The following is a 17,428-nucleotide window of genomic DNA, read 5'->3' as shown; positions in this document are numbered from 1 at the left end:
CCCTCATCGGACACCGCCGACGGTGAGCGTCGGCAGGTCGGTGGGGGCGCCCTCGCGCGCCAGGGCGAGCAGGGCGTCGACGTCGAGGTGCGCCTCGACGAGGTCGCCGAGGAGGTCGAGGCGGCGCTCGCGGGCAGCCGGGAAGCTCACCCCCGAGGGCGCCAGCCCGGCGATCTCGTCAAGGAACGCGACCCGGAAGTCGTCGGCCTCCAGGCTGCCGTGCCACATGGTGCCGAAGACCTGACCGGACCGGGCCCCGCCGAGGAACTCCTCGACCCCGTCGGCCCGGGTGATCCGGCCATGGTGGATCTCGTAGCCGGAAACCCCGGCGCCCAGGGCGGCGCCGGTCGGCAGTCGCAGCACCTTCTCCGCGGCGAACGTGGTGGAGATCCCCAGCAGGCCAAGCCCCCGCACCACCGTTCCGGCCGGGCCCTCGACGCCGTCCGGGTCACGCACCTCGTCGCCGAGCATCTGGAACCCGCCACAGATCCCGAGGAGCGGGCGACCGGCCCGCACGTGCGCCTCGAGGGCGACGTCGAGACCGCGCGAGCGCAGCCAGACGAGGTCCGAGATCGTGGCCCTCGTCCCCGGCAGCACCACCAGGTGGGCGTCCGCGAGGTCGCGTGGGTCGGAGGCGAAGACGACGTCGAGGTCCGGCTCGAGGCCGAGGGCGTCGACGTCGGTGAAGTTGCTGATCCGGGGGAGTCGCACCACGGCGACCCGGATGCGGGCGGCACCGCGGCCGCGACGGCCCTCCAGATCGAGCGCGTCCTCGGAGTCCAGCCACAGGTCCGGATGCCAGGGGAGTACGCCGTGCACGGGCCGCCCCGTCAGCGCCGTCAGCTGATCCAGCCCGGGCCGCAGCAGGTCGAGGTCGCCGCGGAACTTGTTGACGACGAACCCTGCCACCAGCGCCTGGTCGGCCGGCTCCAGGAGCGCAAGCGTCCCGAACATGGCGGCGAACAGCCCACCCCGATCGATGTCGCCGACGACCACGACCGGCAGGTCCGCGTGCCGGGCCAGGCCCAGGTTCACATAGTCGCTGGCGCGCAGGTTGATCTCCGCGGGGCTGCCGGCCCCCTCGGCCACGACCACGTCGAAGCGCCCGGCCAGGTCGTCGTACGCCGCGTGCGCGGCCGCCGCGAGGTGTCGCCGCCCGGTCGCGAAGTCGGTCGCGGACACCTCGCCCGCTGGCCGGCCCAGCACCACGACGTGACTGCGCCGGTCGGAGCCGGGCTTGAGCAGCACCGGGTTCATCGCCGGCTCCGGGGTCACCCGGGCGGCCAGGGCCTGCACCCACTGGGCGCGCCCGATCTCGGCGGTCCGCCCGTCGCGGTCGTGGCAGACCATCGAGTTGTTGGACATGTTCTGCGCCTTGTAGGGCGCCACCGACACCCCGCGCCGGGCGAGGGCGCGACACAGTCCGGTGGTGACCACCGACTTGCCGGCGTCCGAGGTGGTGCCGGCGACCAGCAGCCCGCTCACGGCGCGACCGGCTCTGGGGCGCGCAGCAGGTAGGCGTCCATCACCCAGCCGGCCTCGAGCCGCGCCGCCTCCCGCGCGGCGCGCACCGCGGGCAGCACCTCCTCGACCGGGCCCGCGACCAGCCGCTCGCCGGCCGCGCCGAGGTTGGCGCCCCACCAGATCCGCCAGCCTCCGAGGCCGGCCAGCTCGTCGAGGCTCCGCTGCGAGCCGAGCATCACCACGACGCTGCGCTGCCCGGCCGCGACGCTCTCCCGCAGGCGCCGAGCGGTGGTGAGGTGCACCGGCTCGCCGACCCCGTGCAGCACGATCCGGTGCCGCGCGGCGAGCAGCTGAGGGGCGCTGATGCCCGGCACGACGTCCCAGGTCAGGTCCGCCAGCGTCTCGCCGATCCGGTCCAGGAGCCGCAGCGTGGAGTCATAGAGCGACGGGTCGCCCCACACCAGGACGGCTGCGGTGCCGCCCCGGGCGGCGAGCTGGCCCGCGTAGGCCTCGGCCCGGGCGGCGTGCCACGCCGCGACCGCGCCGGGGTAGTCGGCCGGGTCGTCGCGGTCGCGCTCAGGGTCGGCGACCTCGACCAGCTCCAGGTCGTGCTCGGCGCAGATGAGGCGGCGTACGGCGAGCAGCTCGTCGTCGTCGCTCTTGCGCACGGCGAGCGCATAGTCGGCCCCCGCCAGCGCCGCGGACGCCTCCCGGGTGAGGTGCTGTGGCCCCATCCCGATGCCGACCACGCGCACGTGCGTCACGGCGCCCCACCTTCATCCTCCAGGTCGCCCTCGACCTCGAGGTAGACCTTCTGCAGCGACGCGAGGGTCTCGGGATCGGGCTCTGCCCACAGACCGCGCTCGGCCGCCTCGTGCAGCCGCTCCACGATGCCGCGCAGCGCCCACGGGTTCGACTTCCGCAGGAACTCCTGGTTAATCTCGTCGAGCACGTAGGAGGCGGCGAGCGACTCATACATCCAGTCGTGCACCACCCCGGCGGTGGCGTCGAAGCCGAAGAGGTAGTCGACGGTCGCGGCGAGCTCGAAGGCGCCCTTGTAGCCGTGGCGCTGCATCGCCCCGATCCAGCGCGGGTTGACCACGCGCGAGCGGAAGACCCGGTTGGTCTCCTCCTGCAGGGTCCGGGTGCGGATGGCGTCCGGCGACGTCGAGTCCCCGACGTACGCCTTCGGGTCGGCGCCGGTCAGCGCTCGCACGGTCGCGATCATCCCGCCGTGGTACTGGAAGTAGTCATCGGAGTCGGCGATGTCGTGCTCGCTGCTGTCGATGTTCTTCGCGGCCACCTTGATCCGGCGGTAGGCCGTGCGCATGTCGTCGGAGGCCGGCGCGCCGTCCAGGCCGCGACCGTAGGCGAAGCCACCCCAGGCGGTGTAGACCTCGGCCAGGTCGCTGTCGTCGCGCCAGCTGCCGGACTCGACGACCTGGAGGATGCCGGCGCCGTAGGAGCCGGGCTTGGACCCGAAGATCCGCGTGGTGGCCCGGCGGGCGTCGCCGTGCTCGGCGAGGTCGCGCTGGGCGTGGGCGCGCACGAAGTTCATGTCGTCGGGCTCGTCGAGGCCGGCGACCAGCTGCACCGCGTCGTCGAGCATCGCCACCACGTGCGGGAAGGCATCGCGGAAGAAGCCGGAGATCCGGACCGTCACGTCGATGCGCGGGCGGCCCAGCTCGGTCAGGTCGACCACGGTGAGGTCGCTGACCCGCCGCGACATCTCGTCCCACTCCGGGCGCACGCCGAGCAGCGCCAGCACCTCGGCGATGTCGTCGCCGGACGTGCGCATCGCGCTGGTGCCCCACACGGACAGGCCGACCGAGGTGGGGTGCTCACCGGTCTCGTCGAGGTAGCGCTGGACCAGTGACTCCGCCATCGCCTGCCCGGTCTGCCAGGCCAGCCGGGAGGGTACGGCGCGCGGGTCGACGGTGTAGAAGTTGCGCCCGGTGGGCAGCACGTTGACGAGCCCGCGCAGCGGTGAGCCGGACGGCCCCGCCGCGACGTAACCGCCCTCGAGCGCGTGCAGCAGGGTGTCCAGCTCGTCAGTCGTCGCGGCCAGCCGGGGGACCACCTCGGTGGCGGCGAATGCGAGCGACTGCCGCACCGCCGGGTCGTCGTGCAGCCGGTCGACGACGCAGGGGTCCCAGTCGGCCTCGGCCAGCGCCGTGACCAAGGCGCGGGCCTGCTCCTCGAAGGCATCGACCTCGGCGGTGCTCGCCCCCTCGGACAGGCCCAGCGCGGCACGCAGGCCGGGTACGGCGTGGCCGACGCCGCCCCAGACCTGCGAGGCGCGCAGGATCGCCAGCACCAGGTTGACCTGCGCCTCGCCGACCGGCGCCTGACCGAGGACGTGCAGCCCGTCGCGGATCTGCACGTCCTTGATCTCGCACAGCCATCCGTCGACGTGCAGCAGGAAGTCGTCGAAGTCGTCGTCCTCGGGGCGCTCGTCGAGGCCCAGGTCACGGTGCAGCTCGGCAGCCCGCATCAGCGCCCAGATCTCACCGCGGATCGCCGGCAGCTTGGCCGGGTCCATCGAGGCGATGTTGCCGTACTCGTCGAGCAGCTGCTCCAGGCGTGCGATGTCGCCGTACGTCTCCGCACGCGCCATCGGCGGCACCAGGTGGTCGACGATGGTGGCGTGGGCGCGGCGCTTGGCCTGCGCGCCCTCGCCGGGGTCGTTGACCAGGAACGGGTAGAACAGCGGCAGGTTGCCGAGCACCGCGTCGGTGCCGCACTGCGCGGACAGCGCGGCGTTCTTGCCGGGCAGCCACTCCAGGGACCCGTGCTTGCCGATGTGCACGACGGCGTGGGCGCCGAAGCCGCCGTCGGCCGGCGCGGCCTCGAGCCAGCGGTAGGCGGCCAGGTAGTGGTGCGTCGGTGCCAGGTCGGGGTCGTGGTAGATCGCCACCGGGTTCTCCCCGAAGCCGCGCGGCGGCTGGATCAGCAGGACGACGTTGCCCGCGACGAGGGTGGCCAGCACGATCTCGCCGGCGTCGTTCACGAACAGGGTCCCGGGTGCCTCGCCCCAGGCCTCGCCCATCTCGGTGCGCAGGGCGGTCGGCAGGTCGGCGGTCCAGCGGGCGTACTGCTCGGGGGTGATCCGGACGTGGGCGTCGGTGAGCTGGTCGGAGGTGAGCCACTCCTCGTCCTGGCCGCCGGCCGCGATCATCGCGTGGATCAGTGTGTCCCCGGCTGCGGTGTCGTCGTCGAGGTCCAGACCCGGCACCGCGCCGGGGGCGCCCAGGTCGTAGCCGGCGTCGCGCAGGCGGCGCAGCAGCCGGATGGTGGAGACCGGGGTGTCCAGGCCGACGGCGTTGCCGATCCGGGCGTGCTTGGTCGGGTAGGCCGAGAGCACCAGCGCGATCTTCTTGTCGCTGTTGGGCACGTGCCGCAGCCGGGCGTGGTGGGCGGCCAGCGAGGCCACGCGGCGGCAGCGCTCGGGGTCGGCGACATAGCGGGGGAGCCCGTCGGCGTCGATCTCCTTGAAGGAGAACGGCACCGTGATGATCCGGCCGTCGAACTCCGGGATCGCGATCTGGTTGGCCGAGTCCAGCGGGGTGACGCCGTCGTCGTTGGCCTCCCACTCCGCGCGGCTGCTGGTCAGGCACAGACCTTGCAGGATCGGGATGTCGAGGGCCGCGATCCGCTCGACGTCCCAGGTCTCGTCGTCGCCGCCGGCGCTCGCCGAGGCCGGCACGCTGCCTCCCGCGGCGAGCACGGTGACCACCAGTGCGTCGAGGGTGCCGAGCGTCTCGAACAGGTCGTCCGGGGCACTGCGCAGGGAGCCGGCGAAGATCGGCACGCCGACGGCCAGCCCGGTGTCGTCGACGGCGTCGGCCAGCGCGTGGGCGAAGGCGGTGTTCCCGCTGGCCTGGTGGGCCCGGTAGAAGAGGATGCCGATGCGGGGGAGTGCTGTGCTGGTGTTGGAGGAATCGGTCGTGCTGGGGCGCTCGACGAGACCCCAGGACGGGATCGCCGCCGGCGGCGCGAAACCCTCGCCGGTGAGCAGCACCGTGTCGGAGAGGAACGCGTGCAGCTGTCCCAGGTTCACCGGACCGCCCTCGGCGAGGTAGCGGTGCGCCTCGGCCGCGATGCCGATCGGGACGCTGGACAGCTCCATCAGCTCTGCGCTGGGCTGCTGCTCGCCTCCCAGCACCACCACCGGCGTGCCGGCGGCGCGCACCGCGGCGATGCCCGGCCACAGGTCGTGCGGCGAGCCGAGCAGCCGGATCACGACGAGGTCGGCCCCCTCGACGCAGCCGGACAGGTCGCCCTCGGCGCTGCGCGCCGGGTTGGCCAGGACGAAGTCCGCGCCGCTGGCCCGGGCCGAGAGCAGGTCGGTGTCGGACGTGGAGAGCAGGCAGATGCGTGTGGACGCGGCCATGGCCGGGTTCCTCCTCCGGGGTTCTCGCCCCGTGTAACGGTGGGATCACCCTCGGCTCAGTGTCTGGCTGCAGACCCTCTCGGGCCTGGTCACAGTGGCGGAACCGCCCCGGAATCTCACCGGGTTCCTGCACCGAAGGCGTGGTCGAGACCCTACGGGAGGGGCGACGCGTCGACGACGAGACCCCGCCGGTATGGGCGGTTCTCGGGGAAATGAAAAGAACCGCAGGTCGGCTGACCTGCGGTTTTCTCTGGTGGGCGATACTGGGTTTGAACCAGTGACCTCTTCCGTGTCAAGGAAGCGCGCTACCACTGCGCCAATCGCCCGTACGAGCCACGATCCCGCGTAGGGGCCGAGGTTGTCGAGGTGGAGACGGGATTTGAACCCGTGTAGACGGATTTGCAGTCCGTTGCCTCGCCTCTCGGCCACTCCACCGTGGAGGCTCAAACTTTTTCTCCGAGCGGACGACGAGGCTCGAACTCGCGACCTCAACCTTGGCAAGGTTGCGCTCTACCAACTGAGCTACGTCCGCTTGCTGCTCTTCCCGGCTTTCGGCCGGTCGGGGCGACGGAGAGAACATTAACCACAGGGGGGAGGCGCTGCCAAATCGGGTCCACCGGAGCGTGTCGCGTGAGCGGACGGGAGGCGTCCGGCGGGACCTACAGTGAGCCGCATGCGCGCATGGGTCAACGGCCGGCTTCTCGAGGACCCCGACGAGCCCGCCGTCGCGGTCACCGACCGGGGCTTCTCGACCGGCGACGGGGTCCTGGAGTCCCTCAAGCTGCTCGACGGGGTGCCGTTCGCGCTCACCCGTCACCTGGACCGCCTGGCACAGTCCGCCCGCGGGCTCGGGCTCGACGGCCTGGACCTCGACGTCGTACGACGCGGGGTCGCCGACGTCGTCGCCGGTCAGGACTGGGCGCTGGGCCGGATGCGGATCACGGTCTCGCGCGGCATCGCCCCGCTGGCCGCGCTCGCCGGCACCGGACGGTTGACGGTCGCCGTCGTCGCCGACGAGATGGCGCCCCAGCCCGCCACCACGGCCGTGGCCACGGTGCCGTGGGTGCGCAACGAGCGCGGGCCGCTCACCGGCCTCAAGACCACGTCGTACGCGGAGAACGTCGTGGCGCTGGCCCACGCCCGCAAGGCAGGGGCGGGGGAGGCGGTCTTCGCCAACACGCGAGGCGAGCTCTGTGAGGGCACGGCCACCAACGTCTTCTACGTCGTCGACGGCGAGCTGCGCACCCCCTCGGTGGCCGGCGGCTGCTTGCCCGGGGTCACCCGCGCCCTGGTCCTGGAGTGGTACGGCGCACGAGAGGTCGACGAGCCGATCGACGTGATCGACAGGGCCAGCGAGGTGTTCCTGGTCTCCACGACGCGTGACGTCCAGGCGGTGCACGCCTGGGACGGGCGCGAGCTGCCCGCGCCGGGGCCGGTGACGCGGGCCGTGGCGGAGGTCTGGCGGGCGCGGGAGGAAGTGGACCTGGACCCCTGAGTGGGTCTGGTCAGGGCTCCTCGCGCAGCAGGTTGGCCACGAGATCGTCGAGGTCGAGCAGGTCCGACTCGCTGCCCGAGGGCACCAGGTCCAACGTGCGGGCCACGAAGCGGTAGACGTCGATCGTGCGCCCCTGGAGGTGGATCTCGCCGTCGGGGGAGCGCAACTGGATGACGACTGCCGCACGGCCCTCGGCGTCCAGCCGCGGCCAGACCGCGACGTCGCCCTCACCCACCGGCGTGGTGAGACCTCGGCGCAGCAGCTCACGGCCGAAGGTCCAGACCACCTCCGCTCCGTGGAAGCGCAGAGTGATCGCGAAGGGGTCGTCGCCGCGGTAGCCGAGCTGGGCGTCCAGTGCTGCCGGCCGGGCATCGCCCTCGTGCCAGAGCAGCGTGATGTCCTGCGTGATGCAGCGTTGCGCGGACCATTGGTCTCTCATGTCGTTCCCCCGAGTTGTCCCCTTGCCCCTGAGACGTTGCTGAGAGCACTCCGTGACGCGTCCTTTCGAGCGGTCCTGGCCGTTCTGGACGGCTACCCTCAGAGGGCGAGCGCCGCAACGGTGTCGGAGCTGAGCTGGAGGCAGGGTGACGGAGGAGGACGGCGCAATGACCGCCGACCCGATGCGCGAGACCGACGACCCTGGTCAGGAGGCGACGCTGGGCGAGGCTCACCCTGCCGGCCAGAAGTCGCACGACCTGCACTTCTACAAGCGGCTCCACGCCAGGCTGCACCGCAATCGCGTCACATCACTGGTCACCAAGGTCGTCGTCACGTTCATCGGCGGCCTGGTGGTGCTCGCCGGCATCGTGATGATGGTGACGCCGGGGCCGGGCATCGTCGCGATCGTCGTCGGGCTGGGGATCCTCGCCACCGAGTGGGACTGGGCCGAGCGCTGGATGCACGCCGCGCGCGCCAAGGCGCACGCCGCGGCCGAGAGGGCCCGCCACGAGGACCCCGCCGTGCAACGGCGCCGGGTCCTGCTCGTCTCTGCCACGGTCGTGGTCGTCTCCGCCGCGGTCATCGGCTACCTCGTCGTCTATGACTGGCCCGGCTTCGCGGTCGACGGCTGGGACTGGGTCCAGGACATCAGCGGAGCCGTTCCGGACCTGCCCGGCATGTGAGGCCTGTCCCGGTCGGACACCCCGGAGTGTGAGTCCTCGTCTTGGATGCGCTAGTGTTTCCGCCGCACCACACGGGCGATTGGCGCAGTGGTAGCGCGCTTCGTTCACACCGAAGAGGTCACTGGTTCGAACCCAGTATCGCCCACCATGTTTCCGCAGGTCAGACGCCAATTTCTACAGCCGAACTGGCCGTCGAGGAATCTACGAGGAACAGTGCGCACCGACATCTTGGCTGTTCATCGTCCATGATGGCGTCTTCCGTCTCTGGCCGGCTACCTGAACGACTGCTGTTGCTGTTTGCGGAGAGCGCGCTCAAGTTCGCGGCGATGGGTCTGGTCTCGGCCCCGATGATGCTCCGCGGTGCCGTCGCACGTCAGCGCATTTTCCTCCAACGACGCGCAGGGTCCGCACACCAGGGGATCAGCGGCGACTCGGTTGCGAAACCGACACGAGCTTGATGCAGCGTCCGCCTGAGTCAAGGAGGATGAGCACACGCCCGGGAAACTGGCCTCCCCCAAGGACCTGAATACGTGGCCCACTAGCCGGCTGACCGCTGATAACGGTGAAAGTTGTCGGTGCTCTCCTCCATGATGCAACTACAGATATTGGAGTGACGCAGGGGGAGAGCATGTCCGCAGACGGCGAGGTCATGAGGCCGGTCGAGCTTCTGAACCACCGAGAGGCATCCTGGTCTCAGAAGGCAGCAGTCGTTTCACTCATCGCGGAGTGCGACGTGAATCCTGAGTTCACCGAGCAGGCGCTGGGGGTGCTCGGTCAGGGGTATCGGGTCTTCAGCCCCAAAGGTACGGCAGAGAGGTGGCTGCGACGGTGGCCCGCGGTTCACGTGATGTCCACAGTGCTGGTTGCCACGGAGCACTACAGCAACGGGACCTTTTGGCCGAGGCTGACGGAGCTCGCAGGGGTGCCCCAGGATCAGCAGTTCCAGAAGGCGTGGGGACAGGCCTTCCTCGACAACCTTGACCAAGTGGGACTCCCCCGATTCGAAGACGTCGACGACGCGGGTAGCACGTACGTGGGTCGCATCCTCTTGCACTCGGGAGTCCCCACGTACTGCTTGCCTGACTTCTTCACTCTCGTGGAAGAACGGCGGCGGAGGTCTCCAGGATTGACGGCTGATGCGTTCGTGGCATGGGCGTCGACTCACCCACTCCCTCACGTTGACAAACCCGTTGCGCGTTTCCTCAAGTACGGCGGGGAGTTTGCTGTCGACGTCGCGGACCGTGTCTTCGACCTCTTGGACATTGCCTCGGTAGGTGGGAACCTCGACGAGGTTCCTCTGCCTGAGAGGTTTCGGCATGCAGCGCTCGAGATGGCGCAAGCCTGCTCGATTGCGCGCAGGGCTCGCCGTTCCGCGTCAGGGCTGGATGCAGGCGCTTATCGACGCCCGCGACTGTTCCTCGACCCCTTCAACCGAGGGCTACTCCTGCGGCTTCCTGCTGTGAGCGAAGCACCCGACGGCACGGCCAATTGGATCGTCGGCATGGATGGTGTACGCCAGCGAGTGGCGACGAAGGCCCTGTGGCCAGGCTCGGGAGAGCCTGCCCCCCAAACCGATGTCTCGGTCCGCGCTCCGGTGCGGAGCGTCAGCGCAGCCCTGGAGGGTCACGCCCACTTGGCAGTCACTCTGCCCGTCGTTGACGAGCGGGACCCGCTCCTCGCCTTCGACGAGGAAGGAACCCAACTGTCGCCCGGCGCGCCTTGGCGGGTGTCGACAGCTTGGTTGCTTTTCCCCGGCCAACTGGACCAGCTGTCGGTGACCGGCACGCTGCACGTTCTGACGGAGGCATCCCTGCCGCCGGGTTGGGCGGGGTGGTCGCTCGTCCAGGTCGATCTGACCCACGTCACCTCCATCTCCCATGGCGACAGCACGAAGGCGCACCCGGTGCGCCGCGCCTACTCGGCGCGGATCGTCGTTCCCACTCCGGTGGGAGGCGTACGAACCCGCACCGGGGATCCAGTGTTCGCGGCGCCGCCTCACATCGAATTGCCCTCAGAGCTGGGAGCAGATGTGACGTGGGAGGTCAGCATCGTCAACGGCCGAGGAGAACTCCTCGCGCGTCGTGTTGGGTTGGCCGATCCCGATGAGATCTGGAGCGACGTGGCCCGACCGCTGTTCGGTGCCTACGCGGTCAAGGTCCGTGGACCGTGGGGGCGCGGCGCTTCCCGTGATCTGGTCATCGTGGAGGGTCTGACCCCCACCATTTCTCCCGCCTGGCGGCGGTTTCAGACGCGGGGTGGCCTGATGCCATGTCAGGTCAGCATCAGCGTCGACGACGCCATGCAGTGCGACCCGGTGACTCTGGAGTTGGATTCCCACACGGTCAAGAGCAGCGTCGTCGTCACCTGTGGCGGGGACGCCCTCCACCTCTCGGTGGAGCCCGCTCACATGTCCGTCACACACCAGTCTGCTCAAGGGGTGACGGGCCCAACGATCCAGCCGCCGCTGTTGTACACCGAGGATGTGGCCGCGGAGCCCGGCGTTCTGATTCTCTCTGTTGGGGCATCGGCAGACCCGCTCCTGCATGTGTTCGAAGGCAAGGAGCGACTGCAGGTCGTGGAGCCCGGCGCTGATGCTCGACATGGTCTGCATCGTTTCGATCTGCGCAAGATCACCGACACGATGTTGGTCCACCCGCAACTGCGGCTGTGCCTTGACCCCGAGGGTGTTCTGGAGATCGCCAACATCCGCCCCCACACGTTGTTCAGTGGCCTTCGGATCGCAGATGGCGCCATCGTTCTTGACGACTGTGTGAATCTGGACGGCCTCACCGTGATCGCCTATGCCACGCGTGCTCCCTGGCGCGCGGGGGTCCAAATTCCGGTCTCGGACGGTCTCGCGCCGCTCCCTGCTGACCTTGTGCGGGCCGGGCCGCTCGTCGTGAGCGTCCGGGTGGAGGACCCATGGCTGCCGGAGCCTGTCCCGGCGTGGGCGCCGCCCGGCGAGGCCAGCATCGTTCACGAGGCTGGGCACCTGATCAGTGCTGATTCCGAGGAAACGGCGTTGTCTGCCTATCTGGCGGACGTGGGACCGGTGCCGTCCGACCCCAAGGACCTCGGCCGGGTCTGGTCCACGTTGGCACGTCTTGACCAGATCCAGGTGGTTGAGCGGACGCGGAAGCAGCGCGAACTGGCTCGCCTGTTGGCGCTGGACGTGTCCAGCTCTCTCATGACGCTCACCTCGTCGGCTCTTGATGCGGGCGAGCGCCTGCAGGCGTTGATTGATTCCAACCTCGCCGCGGCATCGGTCGAGGGTGCCCCCGTGGAGGCCTGCGACCTGGACTGGTCACGACAGAGTCTCGTGATGTCGGTGCTCCTGCTCGGTGCGGTGGACCCGAAGGACCATCACCACGCCATTGAGGAAGCAGTGGTCAGTGGGGGAGCTCTATTAAGGCTCGCTGCACTGGGGGAGGACCCCACGCCCCAGATCAGCGCCATGGGGCACAGCCATGACCTCTACGACTCTTCTGGACCCGAGGTGCGTGCGGCCCTTGAATCTGTCGCCGCGTTCGTCCCGCAAGGAGTCGTCGATTCCGAATCGCGTCGACTCGCCACCTTCGAGTTCTTGAAGACACGGCGTGACCACAATCTGGGCCTGGTGATTCCGTCCGCCGAGAAGCTCCTGGCGCAGGCGCGCGTCTTGTTCACGCGCGTGGGAGCCCCGAACTCGGCTGCCGCTGTGGACGCACGAAGCCACCCGACGAATCCGACCTCCTGGCGCGCCATCCCTCAGCTGTCGATGGCTTTCGCGTGTGCAGCACGGCATGCCGCTCACGGCAGCGCGGCGGCAGCAGGCTGGATCGACGCCAACCGGCGGGCCTGGTCCCAGGTCGCGCGAGCCTGCCCCGACTTGGTCGCCGCTGACCTGATCCTCGCTGAGCTGATGATCAATCCGCCGTCCCTGCCCGACCTTGAGGAAGCCCTGTGAACACCTCCATCGACGCCGTCGGCGCCTCCCGCGACATCACCAGCACCTACCGGCGATACCTGAGGTCGCTCCTGGCGGTCCGCGATCCGAAGATGGGCGCGGCACTCACTCACGCCATCGTCACGAGTTCGCTCCTGGACAAGGGGCCCTTTCTGGAGGCCACCCCTCCGTACGCTCCCCGAGCAACGCTCCAGGACCTCATCGATGAGGGCGTTCTCTCGTCCGGGTTCGCGGACCTGGCGAGCGACGCCCTGCCGCTCGACCGGCCGCTGTACGCCCACCAGGAGAGCTCCGTCCGCAAGGTGGGAGCGGGGCGCAACGTGGTCGTTGCCACGGGGACCGGATCCGGCAAGACGGAGTCGTTCCTCTTGCCGATCCTTGACTCCCTCGTACGCGAGAAGGAGGCAGGCACTTTGGGGCCCGGCGTACGAGCCCTCCTCCTGTACCCGATGAATGCCTTGGCGAACGACCAGATGAAACGCCTGCGGCAGCTGCTTGCGAAGTATCCTGACATCACTTTCGGTCGCTACACCGGAGAGACCGAGCAGGACCCCATCAAGGCCCGGGAGAAGTTCGCGGACCTCAACATCGGCGAGCCGATCCTGCCCAACGAGATCCTCAGCCGTGAAGAGATCCGAGCCGCGCCTCCCCACTTCCTGCTAACGAACTACGCGATGCTCGAGTACCTGTTGCTTCGACCTTTGGACTTCGAGCTCTTCGGCGACGGCGACAGTTGGCGCTTCATCGTCGTCGATGAAGCGCACGTCTACGACGGCACCCAGGGCGCCGAGGTCGCCATGCTGTTGCGCCGGGTCCGGGATCGAGTGGCGCCAGGACGATCGATTCAGTGCATCGCCACCTCCGCGACGGTGGGCGGCGACACCGACCCTTCGACCGTGACGACCTTTGCCACCAACCTCTTCGGCGAACCCTTCGAATGGCAAGAGGACGACGCCTCCCGGCAGGACCTGATTCTTGCGCGTCGAGTGGGTCTCCCCAACGGCCCATTCTGGGGCCCCCTGTCGGCCGCCGAGTGCGTCCAGTTGGCCGCCAGCGCCGACCCTGAGTCGGCGGTTCAGGCCCAGGCTGCAGCGCATGGCGCCAGCGCCGAGACCGCCGCTGACGCCCTGGTGAATGAGAAGAGCCTCGCCGAGCTGCGCCGTGTCCTGGCCGAAGGGCCGCAGCCGATCAGGTCAGCGGCCCAGCGGGTGTTCGGTGACAGCGACGATGCTGAGGCTGGGCTGGCCGCGCTGGTCCAACTCGGCAGTGCCCTGCGCCGGCACGACGGAACGACCCCGCTGTCAGCCCGCTACCACCTGTTCCTGCGGGCCACCGAAGGGGCGTTCTCCTGTTTGGGGACGGCAGGCCCGCACGTCCAACTGGCACCACACGAGAACTGTCCGGACTGCGCTGCGCGCATGTTCGAGGTGGGTTCGTGTACGCGGTGCGGTTCCGTCCACCTGGCTGGATCGGTGGAGAAACTCGGCCCTCAGGACTTCTTCTTCCCGGCCAGGGCCAGTCGACGTCCCACGTGGTTGGTCCTCGGCGACTCGGAGGCCAACGTCGACGAGGACGAGGAGGCCGTCGCCTCAGATGTGGTCCTGCTCGACAGCGAAGCGTTCGCCCTGTGTGCCACGTGCGGAGCGCTGGGAGATCCGGGCTCTGGGTCCTGCCCGTCGCCGCAGTGTTCCTCGACCGAGGTGAGAGTGGTCCGGCGACTCAAGCGACAGGGCGAGGAAATCCCGGGTTGCCTGGTATGCGGTGCGCGTGGTCCAGGGACCGTCCGGGGGCTGCAGTCGGGTGCGGACGCCAGCGGTGCCGTGATCGCCACCTCGCTCTACCAGAACCTCAGCGCGCCCGACGTGCCTCTGACGGTGACCGACCACAAACTGCTGATGTTCAGCGACAGCAGGCAGGCAGCTGCCTACTTCGCGCCCTACCTCGAGGACTCCTATGCTCGGGTTCGCCGTCGCCGGCTGCTGAGTCAGAGCTTGGTCAAGGCGGGAGCGGCCGATGACCCGGCCGGTGTGGAGGACGTGCTCTTCCACCTGCGCAAAGTGGCCGAGAGCGCTGGAGAGTTCGAATGGAACGCCTCGGCGCAGAAGCAGACGCGCCACGTTGCTCCGTGGCTGATGGCCGAGATCCTCAGCACCGACGATCGTCAGTCGCTGGAAGGCCTGGGACTGGTGAGCATCCAGCTCATCAGGAACCCAGCGTGGGGGGCGCCCGCCCCGCTGGTGCAGCTCGGTCTGACCGCAGATGAAGCCTGGGACCTGATTCAGGAGCTGGTCCGGAGCTTGCGGCAACAGGGTGTGGTCTCCATGCCGGAGGAGGTGGCACCCAACGACGAGATCTTCGCGCCCAGGCTGGGGCCGATCTTCGTCCGCGGAGAAGGCCCCGAGCCCGGCAAGAAGGTGTTGTCCTGGCTCCCGGGCAAGGGCACGAATCGCCGCATCGACTACGTGCGGAGAGTGCTGCGGGCGCTCGATCAGCAAGTGGATCCGGCGAGGGTCCTTGACGGCATCTGGCGAATCCTCACGGCTCCCCACAGCCAGGTGAACTGGCTGCGCACCACGAACGAACCCAAGCAGGGGACCGTGCAGCAGGTGGACCACGAGGCTGTGCGCCTGAGGTGGGTCACCGAGGCAGCTCCGGTCTACCGCTGCTCGGTGTGTCGGCGCACGACACCGGTCTCGGTGCGGGCGGTGTGCCCAGCCCTGGGTTGCGAAGGGACTCTGGTGGAGTTCGCGCCACCGGCGTTAGAGAACGAGACCGACCACTACCGGACTCTGTACCGGACGATGCGCCCCGCCAAGCTCACTGCGCTGGAACACACGGCACAGTGGACCGGTCGTGAAGCTGCGGCGATTCAACAGAAGTTCGTCACCGGGCAGGTCAACGCCTTGTCGTGCTCGACCACCTTCGAGCTGGGTGTCGACGTGGGGGAGTTGCAGGCAGTGCTCCTGCGCAACATGCCACCGACGACGGCCAACTACCTGCAGCGGGCGGGGCGTGCGGGCCGTCGCGCGGGGGCTGCTGCGCTGGTGGTCACCTACGCTCAGCGCCGCTCGCACGACTTGAGCAGGTTCGCCGCTCCCGAGGTGATGATGTCGGGTTCAGTGCGCTCGCCCTACGTCCCGCTGGCCAATGAGCGCATTGACCGCCGCCACGTCCATTCCGTCGCGTTGGCCGCCTTCTTCCGCTGGTACTTCGACGAGACGTCCCGCATTGCCCGCACCGCGGGTGAGTTCCTCCTCGACAGTGACCAGCACCAGGTCCCGCCCGTCACCTTGGTCGAGCAGTTCCTGAAGGTGGTTCCTCGTGGTCTTACCGACACATTGCTCCGCGTGGTCCCGCGCTCGGTCGCGCAACGCCTCGACATCGAAGGCGGGGGCTGGGTGGCAGAACTGCTCGATCTCCTGAAGCAGACTCGCGAAGAACTGGAAAACGATGTCCTGGCTCTCCAGGAGTTGGAGGTCGCTTCGGCAGCCGCGGGGCACTACGGCCTCGCGCAGCGCTACAGCAAGGTCGTCGCCACGCTGCACAAGCGCGAATTGTTGGGATACCTGTCCAACCACAACGTGCTGCCCAAGTACGGGTTCCCAGTCGATTCAGTCGAGCTCCGCACGAACTACGGCAAGTCCGAGCACAACGTGGGCAAGTTGGTGGAGCTCAGCAGAGACCTCTCCCGTGCCATCCACGAGTACGCGCCGGGTTCCCAGATCGTTGCCGGCGGGCGAGTGTGGACCTCTCGCGGGGTGTACCGGATGCCGGGTCGGGAGCCGGAGTCGTTCAAGTACCGGGTGTGTGAAGGGTGCGGGGCATTCCGCCGCTCCCACGGTGAAGTCGATCCAATCTGCGATCGCTGTGGGACCGAGTCGACTCGGATGCAACGCACGCTGACGGTTCCGGAGTTCGGATTCGTCGCGGATCCCGAGACGACCCGACCTGGCAGTCGTCCTCCCCAGCAGTTCTGGAGCGGGGCTGTGCACGTGCTCGCCCACTCGGCTGAGGCCACGGAGTCGGTGGTCACCTTGGAGGGTGGGCAGATCACCGTCAGTCAGGGCCCGCGGGGACGCATGGTCGCGGTGGCCGACGGCCCGTCTGGGATGGGGTTCTGGATCTGTCAGTGGTGTGGTCGCGGTGTGCCGTGCGCAGCACACCCGAAACGTCCGCCAGGGGCTCACGCCAGCCCGGTCACCGGCAAGCCGTGCACAGGTCCAGCCGACCGGTTGGATCTGGCCCATACGTACGAAACAGACCTGCTCGACCTCGCGTTCTCCGCTGGCCTGTCGCACGACAAGGACACGTGGAAGTCCGTTCTGTACGCCATTGTGGAGGCCGCCAGCGAGTCCTTGGAGATCGCCCGCGACGACATCGGCGGAACCTTGTCCCCGACGGGTATGAACGCCTGGTCCTTGTCTCTGTTCGACACGGTTCCCGGCGGGGCTGGGCACGTCCTCATGGTCGCCCAGCACCTGCCGAAGGTCCTCCGCGCGGCGCTGCGACGTGTCGAATCCTGCGAATGCGGACCCGAAACGTCGTGCTACGGGTGTCTGAGGAGCTTCGGCAACCAGCGTGACCACGACGTGCTGTCTCGTGGTCGCGCCACAGAAGTGCTGTCGATCTTGCTCGGCTCGATGGCGGCGGAGCGTACGTCCTCGGCCGCATCCCACACCCAGGACTCCGATGACCTTCCCTCCGAGTGGCGGGCGGCCTGGGGACTGGCCGACCAGAGCGAGCGCGCGTTGTTGCTCGCCCTGGTGTCAGCCGATCTGCCGGTCCCGATGGTGGGCTCGGAGACCGAAGATGGGGTCCCGCTGTCGCTGAGCTGGCCCCACTCAAAGGTCGCCGTCTCCACCGGCCTCGAACCTGCTGAGGTGGAGCACTTGGTCAGCGCCGGATGGCATATCGTGGCGGCTGACGCAGCAACAGTGGCGCTGGCCCTCGGGGCCGGCGAATGAGTGCCCCCGCAGAGGCAGCAACGGGCGGGTTCGGCTGACGTCATC

The 17,428-nt window shown here is 69.0% G+C and carries 8 protein-coding genes, 4 tRNA genes and 1 riboswitch; of the genes, 5 read left to right on the top strand and 7 right to left on the bottom strand.

What is annotated here, in order from left to right; translation table 11 throughout:
• Window positions 1–3 precede the first annotated feature (3 nt).
• The 6 genes from ACYU7L_RS16650 to ACYU7L_RS16625 all read right to left on the bottom strand — a co-directional run bounded on the left by ACYU7L_RS16650 (window position 4) and on the right by ACYU7L_RS16625 (window position 6,389).
• Window positions 4–1,485 carry a cobyric acid synthase gene (locus tag ACYU7L_RS16650; RefSeq protein WP_460798922.1) on the bottom strand — a complete coding sequence of 494 codons (1,482 nt, stop codon included), beginning with the start codon at window positions 1,483–1,485 and terminating at the stop codon, window positions 4–6.
• Window positions 1,482–2,228: a precorrin-6A synthase (deacetylating) gene (cobF, locus tag ACYU7L_RS16645; protein WP_460798920.1), complete on the bottom strand. Its 747-nt coding sequence runs from the start codon at window positions 2,226–2,228 to the stop codon at window positions 1,482–1,484. Before cobF ends, ACYU7L_RS16650 begins: the two co-directional genes overlap by 4 nt.
• A complete protein-coding gene (gene cobN, locus ACYU7L_RS16640; protein WP_460798918.1) occupies window positions 2,225–5,857 on the bottom strand; it encodes a cobaltochelatase subunit CobN in 3,633 nt (1,210 codons plus the stop codon). Before cobN ends, cobF begins: the two co-directional genes overlap by 4 nt.
• A gap of 36 nt (window positions 5,858–5,893) precedes the next feature.
• Window positions 5,894–6,009, bottom strand: a riboswitch (cobalamin riboswitch).
• A 99-nt stretch (window positions 6,010–6,108) separates the two neighbouring features.
• Window positions 6,109–6,183 (bottom strand) — tRNA-Val (locus ACYU7L_RS16635).
• 38 nt (window positions 6,184–6,221) lie between these two features.
• Window positions 6,222–6,292: transfer RNA gene (locus ACYU7L_RS16630), tRNA-Cys, on the bottom strand.
• 24 nt (window positions 6,293–6,316) lie between these two features.
• Window positions 6,317–6,389, bottom strand: a tRNA-Gly gene (locus ACYU7L_RS16625).
• A gap of 141 nt (window positions 6,390–6,530) precedes the next feature.
• Here ACYU7L_RS16625 and ACYU7L_RS16620 point away from each other — a divergent pair.
• Window positions 6,531–7,352 (top strand): aminotransferase class IV, encoded by an 822-nt coding sequence (locus ACYU7L_RS16620; protein ID WP_460798916.1) that lies wholly within the window; start codon window positions 6,531–6,533, stop codon window positions 7,350–7,352.
• Window positions 7,353–7,362: 10 nt separating this feature from the next.
• Here ACYU7L_RS16620 and ACYU7L_RS16615 read toward each other — a convergent pair whose 3' ends face one another.
• Complete coding sequence (locus ACYU7L_RS16615; protein ID WP_460798913.1) at window positions 7,363–7,791, bottom strand: SsgA family sporulation/cell division regulator; 429 nt, start codon at window positions 7,789–7,791, stop codon at window positions 7,363–7,365.
• Window positions 7,792–7,957: 166 nt separating this feature from the next.
• Here ACYU7L_RS16615 and ACYU7L_RS16610 point away from each other — a divergent pair, with 166 nt between their 5' ends.
• The 4 genes from ACYU7L_RS16610 to ACYU7L_RS16595 all read left to right on the top strand — a co-directional run bounded on the left by ACYU7L_RS16610 (window position 7,958) and on the right by ACYU7L_RS16595 (window position 17,383).
• On the top strand, window positions 7,958–8,473 hold the full coding sequence (locus tag ACYU7L_RS16610; protein ID WP_460798910.1) for a PGPGW domain-containing protein: 516 nt from the start codon (window positions 7,958–7,960) through the stop codon (window positions 8,471–8,473).
• 73 nt (window positions 8,474–8,546) lie between these two features.
• Window positions 8,547–8,621: transfer RNA gene (locus ACYU7L_RS16605), tRNA-Val, on the top strand.
• A gap of 1,485 nt (window positions 8,622–10,106) precedes the next feature.
• Window positions 10,107–12,419, top strand: a complete 2,313-nt coding sequence (locus ACYU7L_RS16600; RefSeq protein ID WP_460798907.1) for a hypothetical protein — start codon at window positions 10,107–10,109, stop codon at window positions 12,417–12,419.
• A complete protein-coding gene (locus ACYU7L_RS16595; protein ID WP_460798904.1) occupies window positions 12,416–17,383 on the top strand; it encodes a DEAD/DEAH box helicase in 4,968 nt (1,655 codons plus the stop codon). Before ACYU7L_RS16600 ends, ACYU7L_RS16595 begins: the two co-directional genes overlap by 4 nt.
• Window positions 17,384–17,428: the final 45 nt, after the last annotated feature.

It is taken from the genome of Nocardioides pacificus, assembly GCF_054775955.1.
Note: the sequence above shows the minus strand (reverse complement) of the source record. Positions and strands in the feature narration are given on the sequence as shown.

Coding starts and splice junctions, on each gene's coding strand:
- cobN (WP_460798918.1), bottom strand. CDS start 5,857: ATGGCCGCGTCCACACGCATCTGCCTGCTCTCCACGTCCGACACCGAC.
- ACYU7L_RS16620 (WP_460798916.1), top strand. CDS start 6,531: ATGCGCGCATGGGTCAACGGCCGGCTTCTCGAGGACCCCGACGAGCCC.
- ACYU7L_RS16615 (WP_460798913.1), bottom strand. CDS start 7,791: ATGAGAGACCAATGGTCCGCGCAACGCTGCATCACGCAGGACATCACG.
- ACYU7L_RS16610 (WP_460798910.1), top strand. CDS start 7,958: ATGACCGCCGACCCGATGCGCGAGACCGACGACCCTGGTCAGGAGGCG.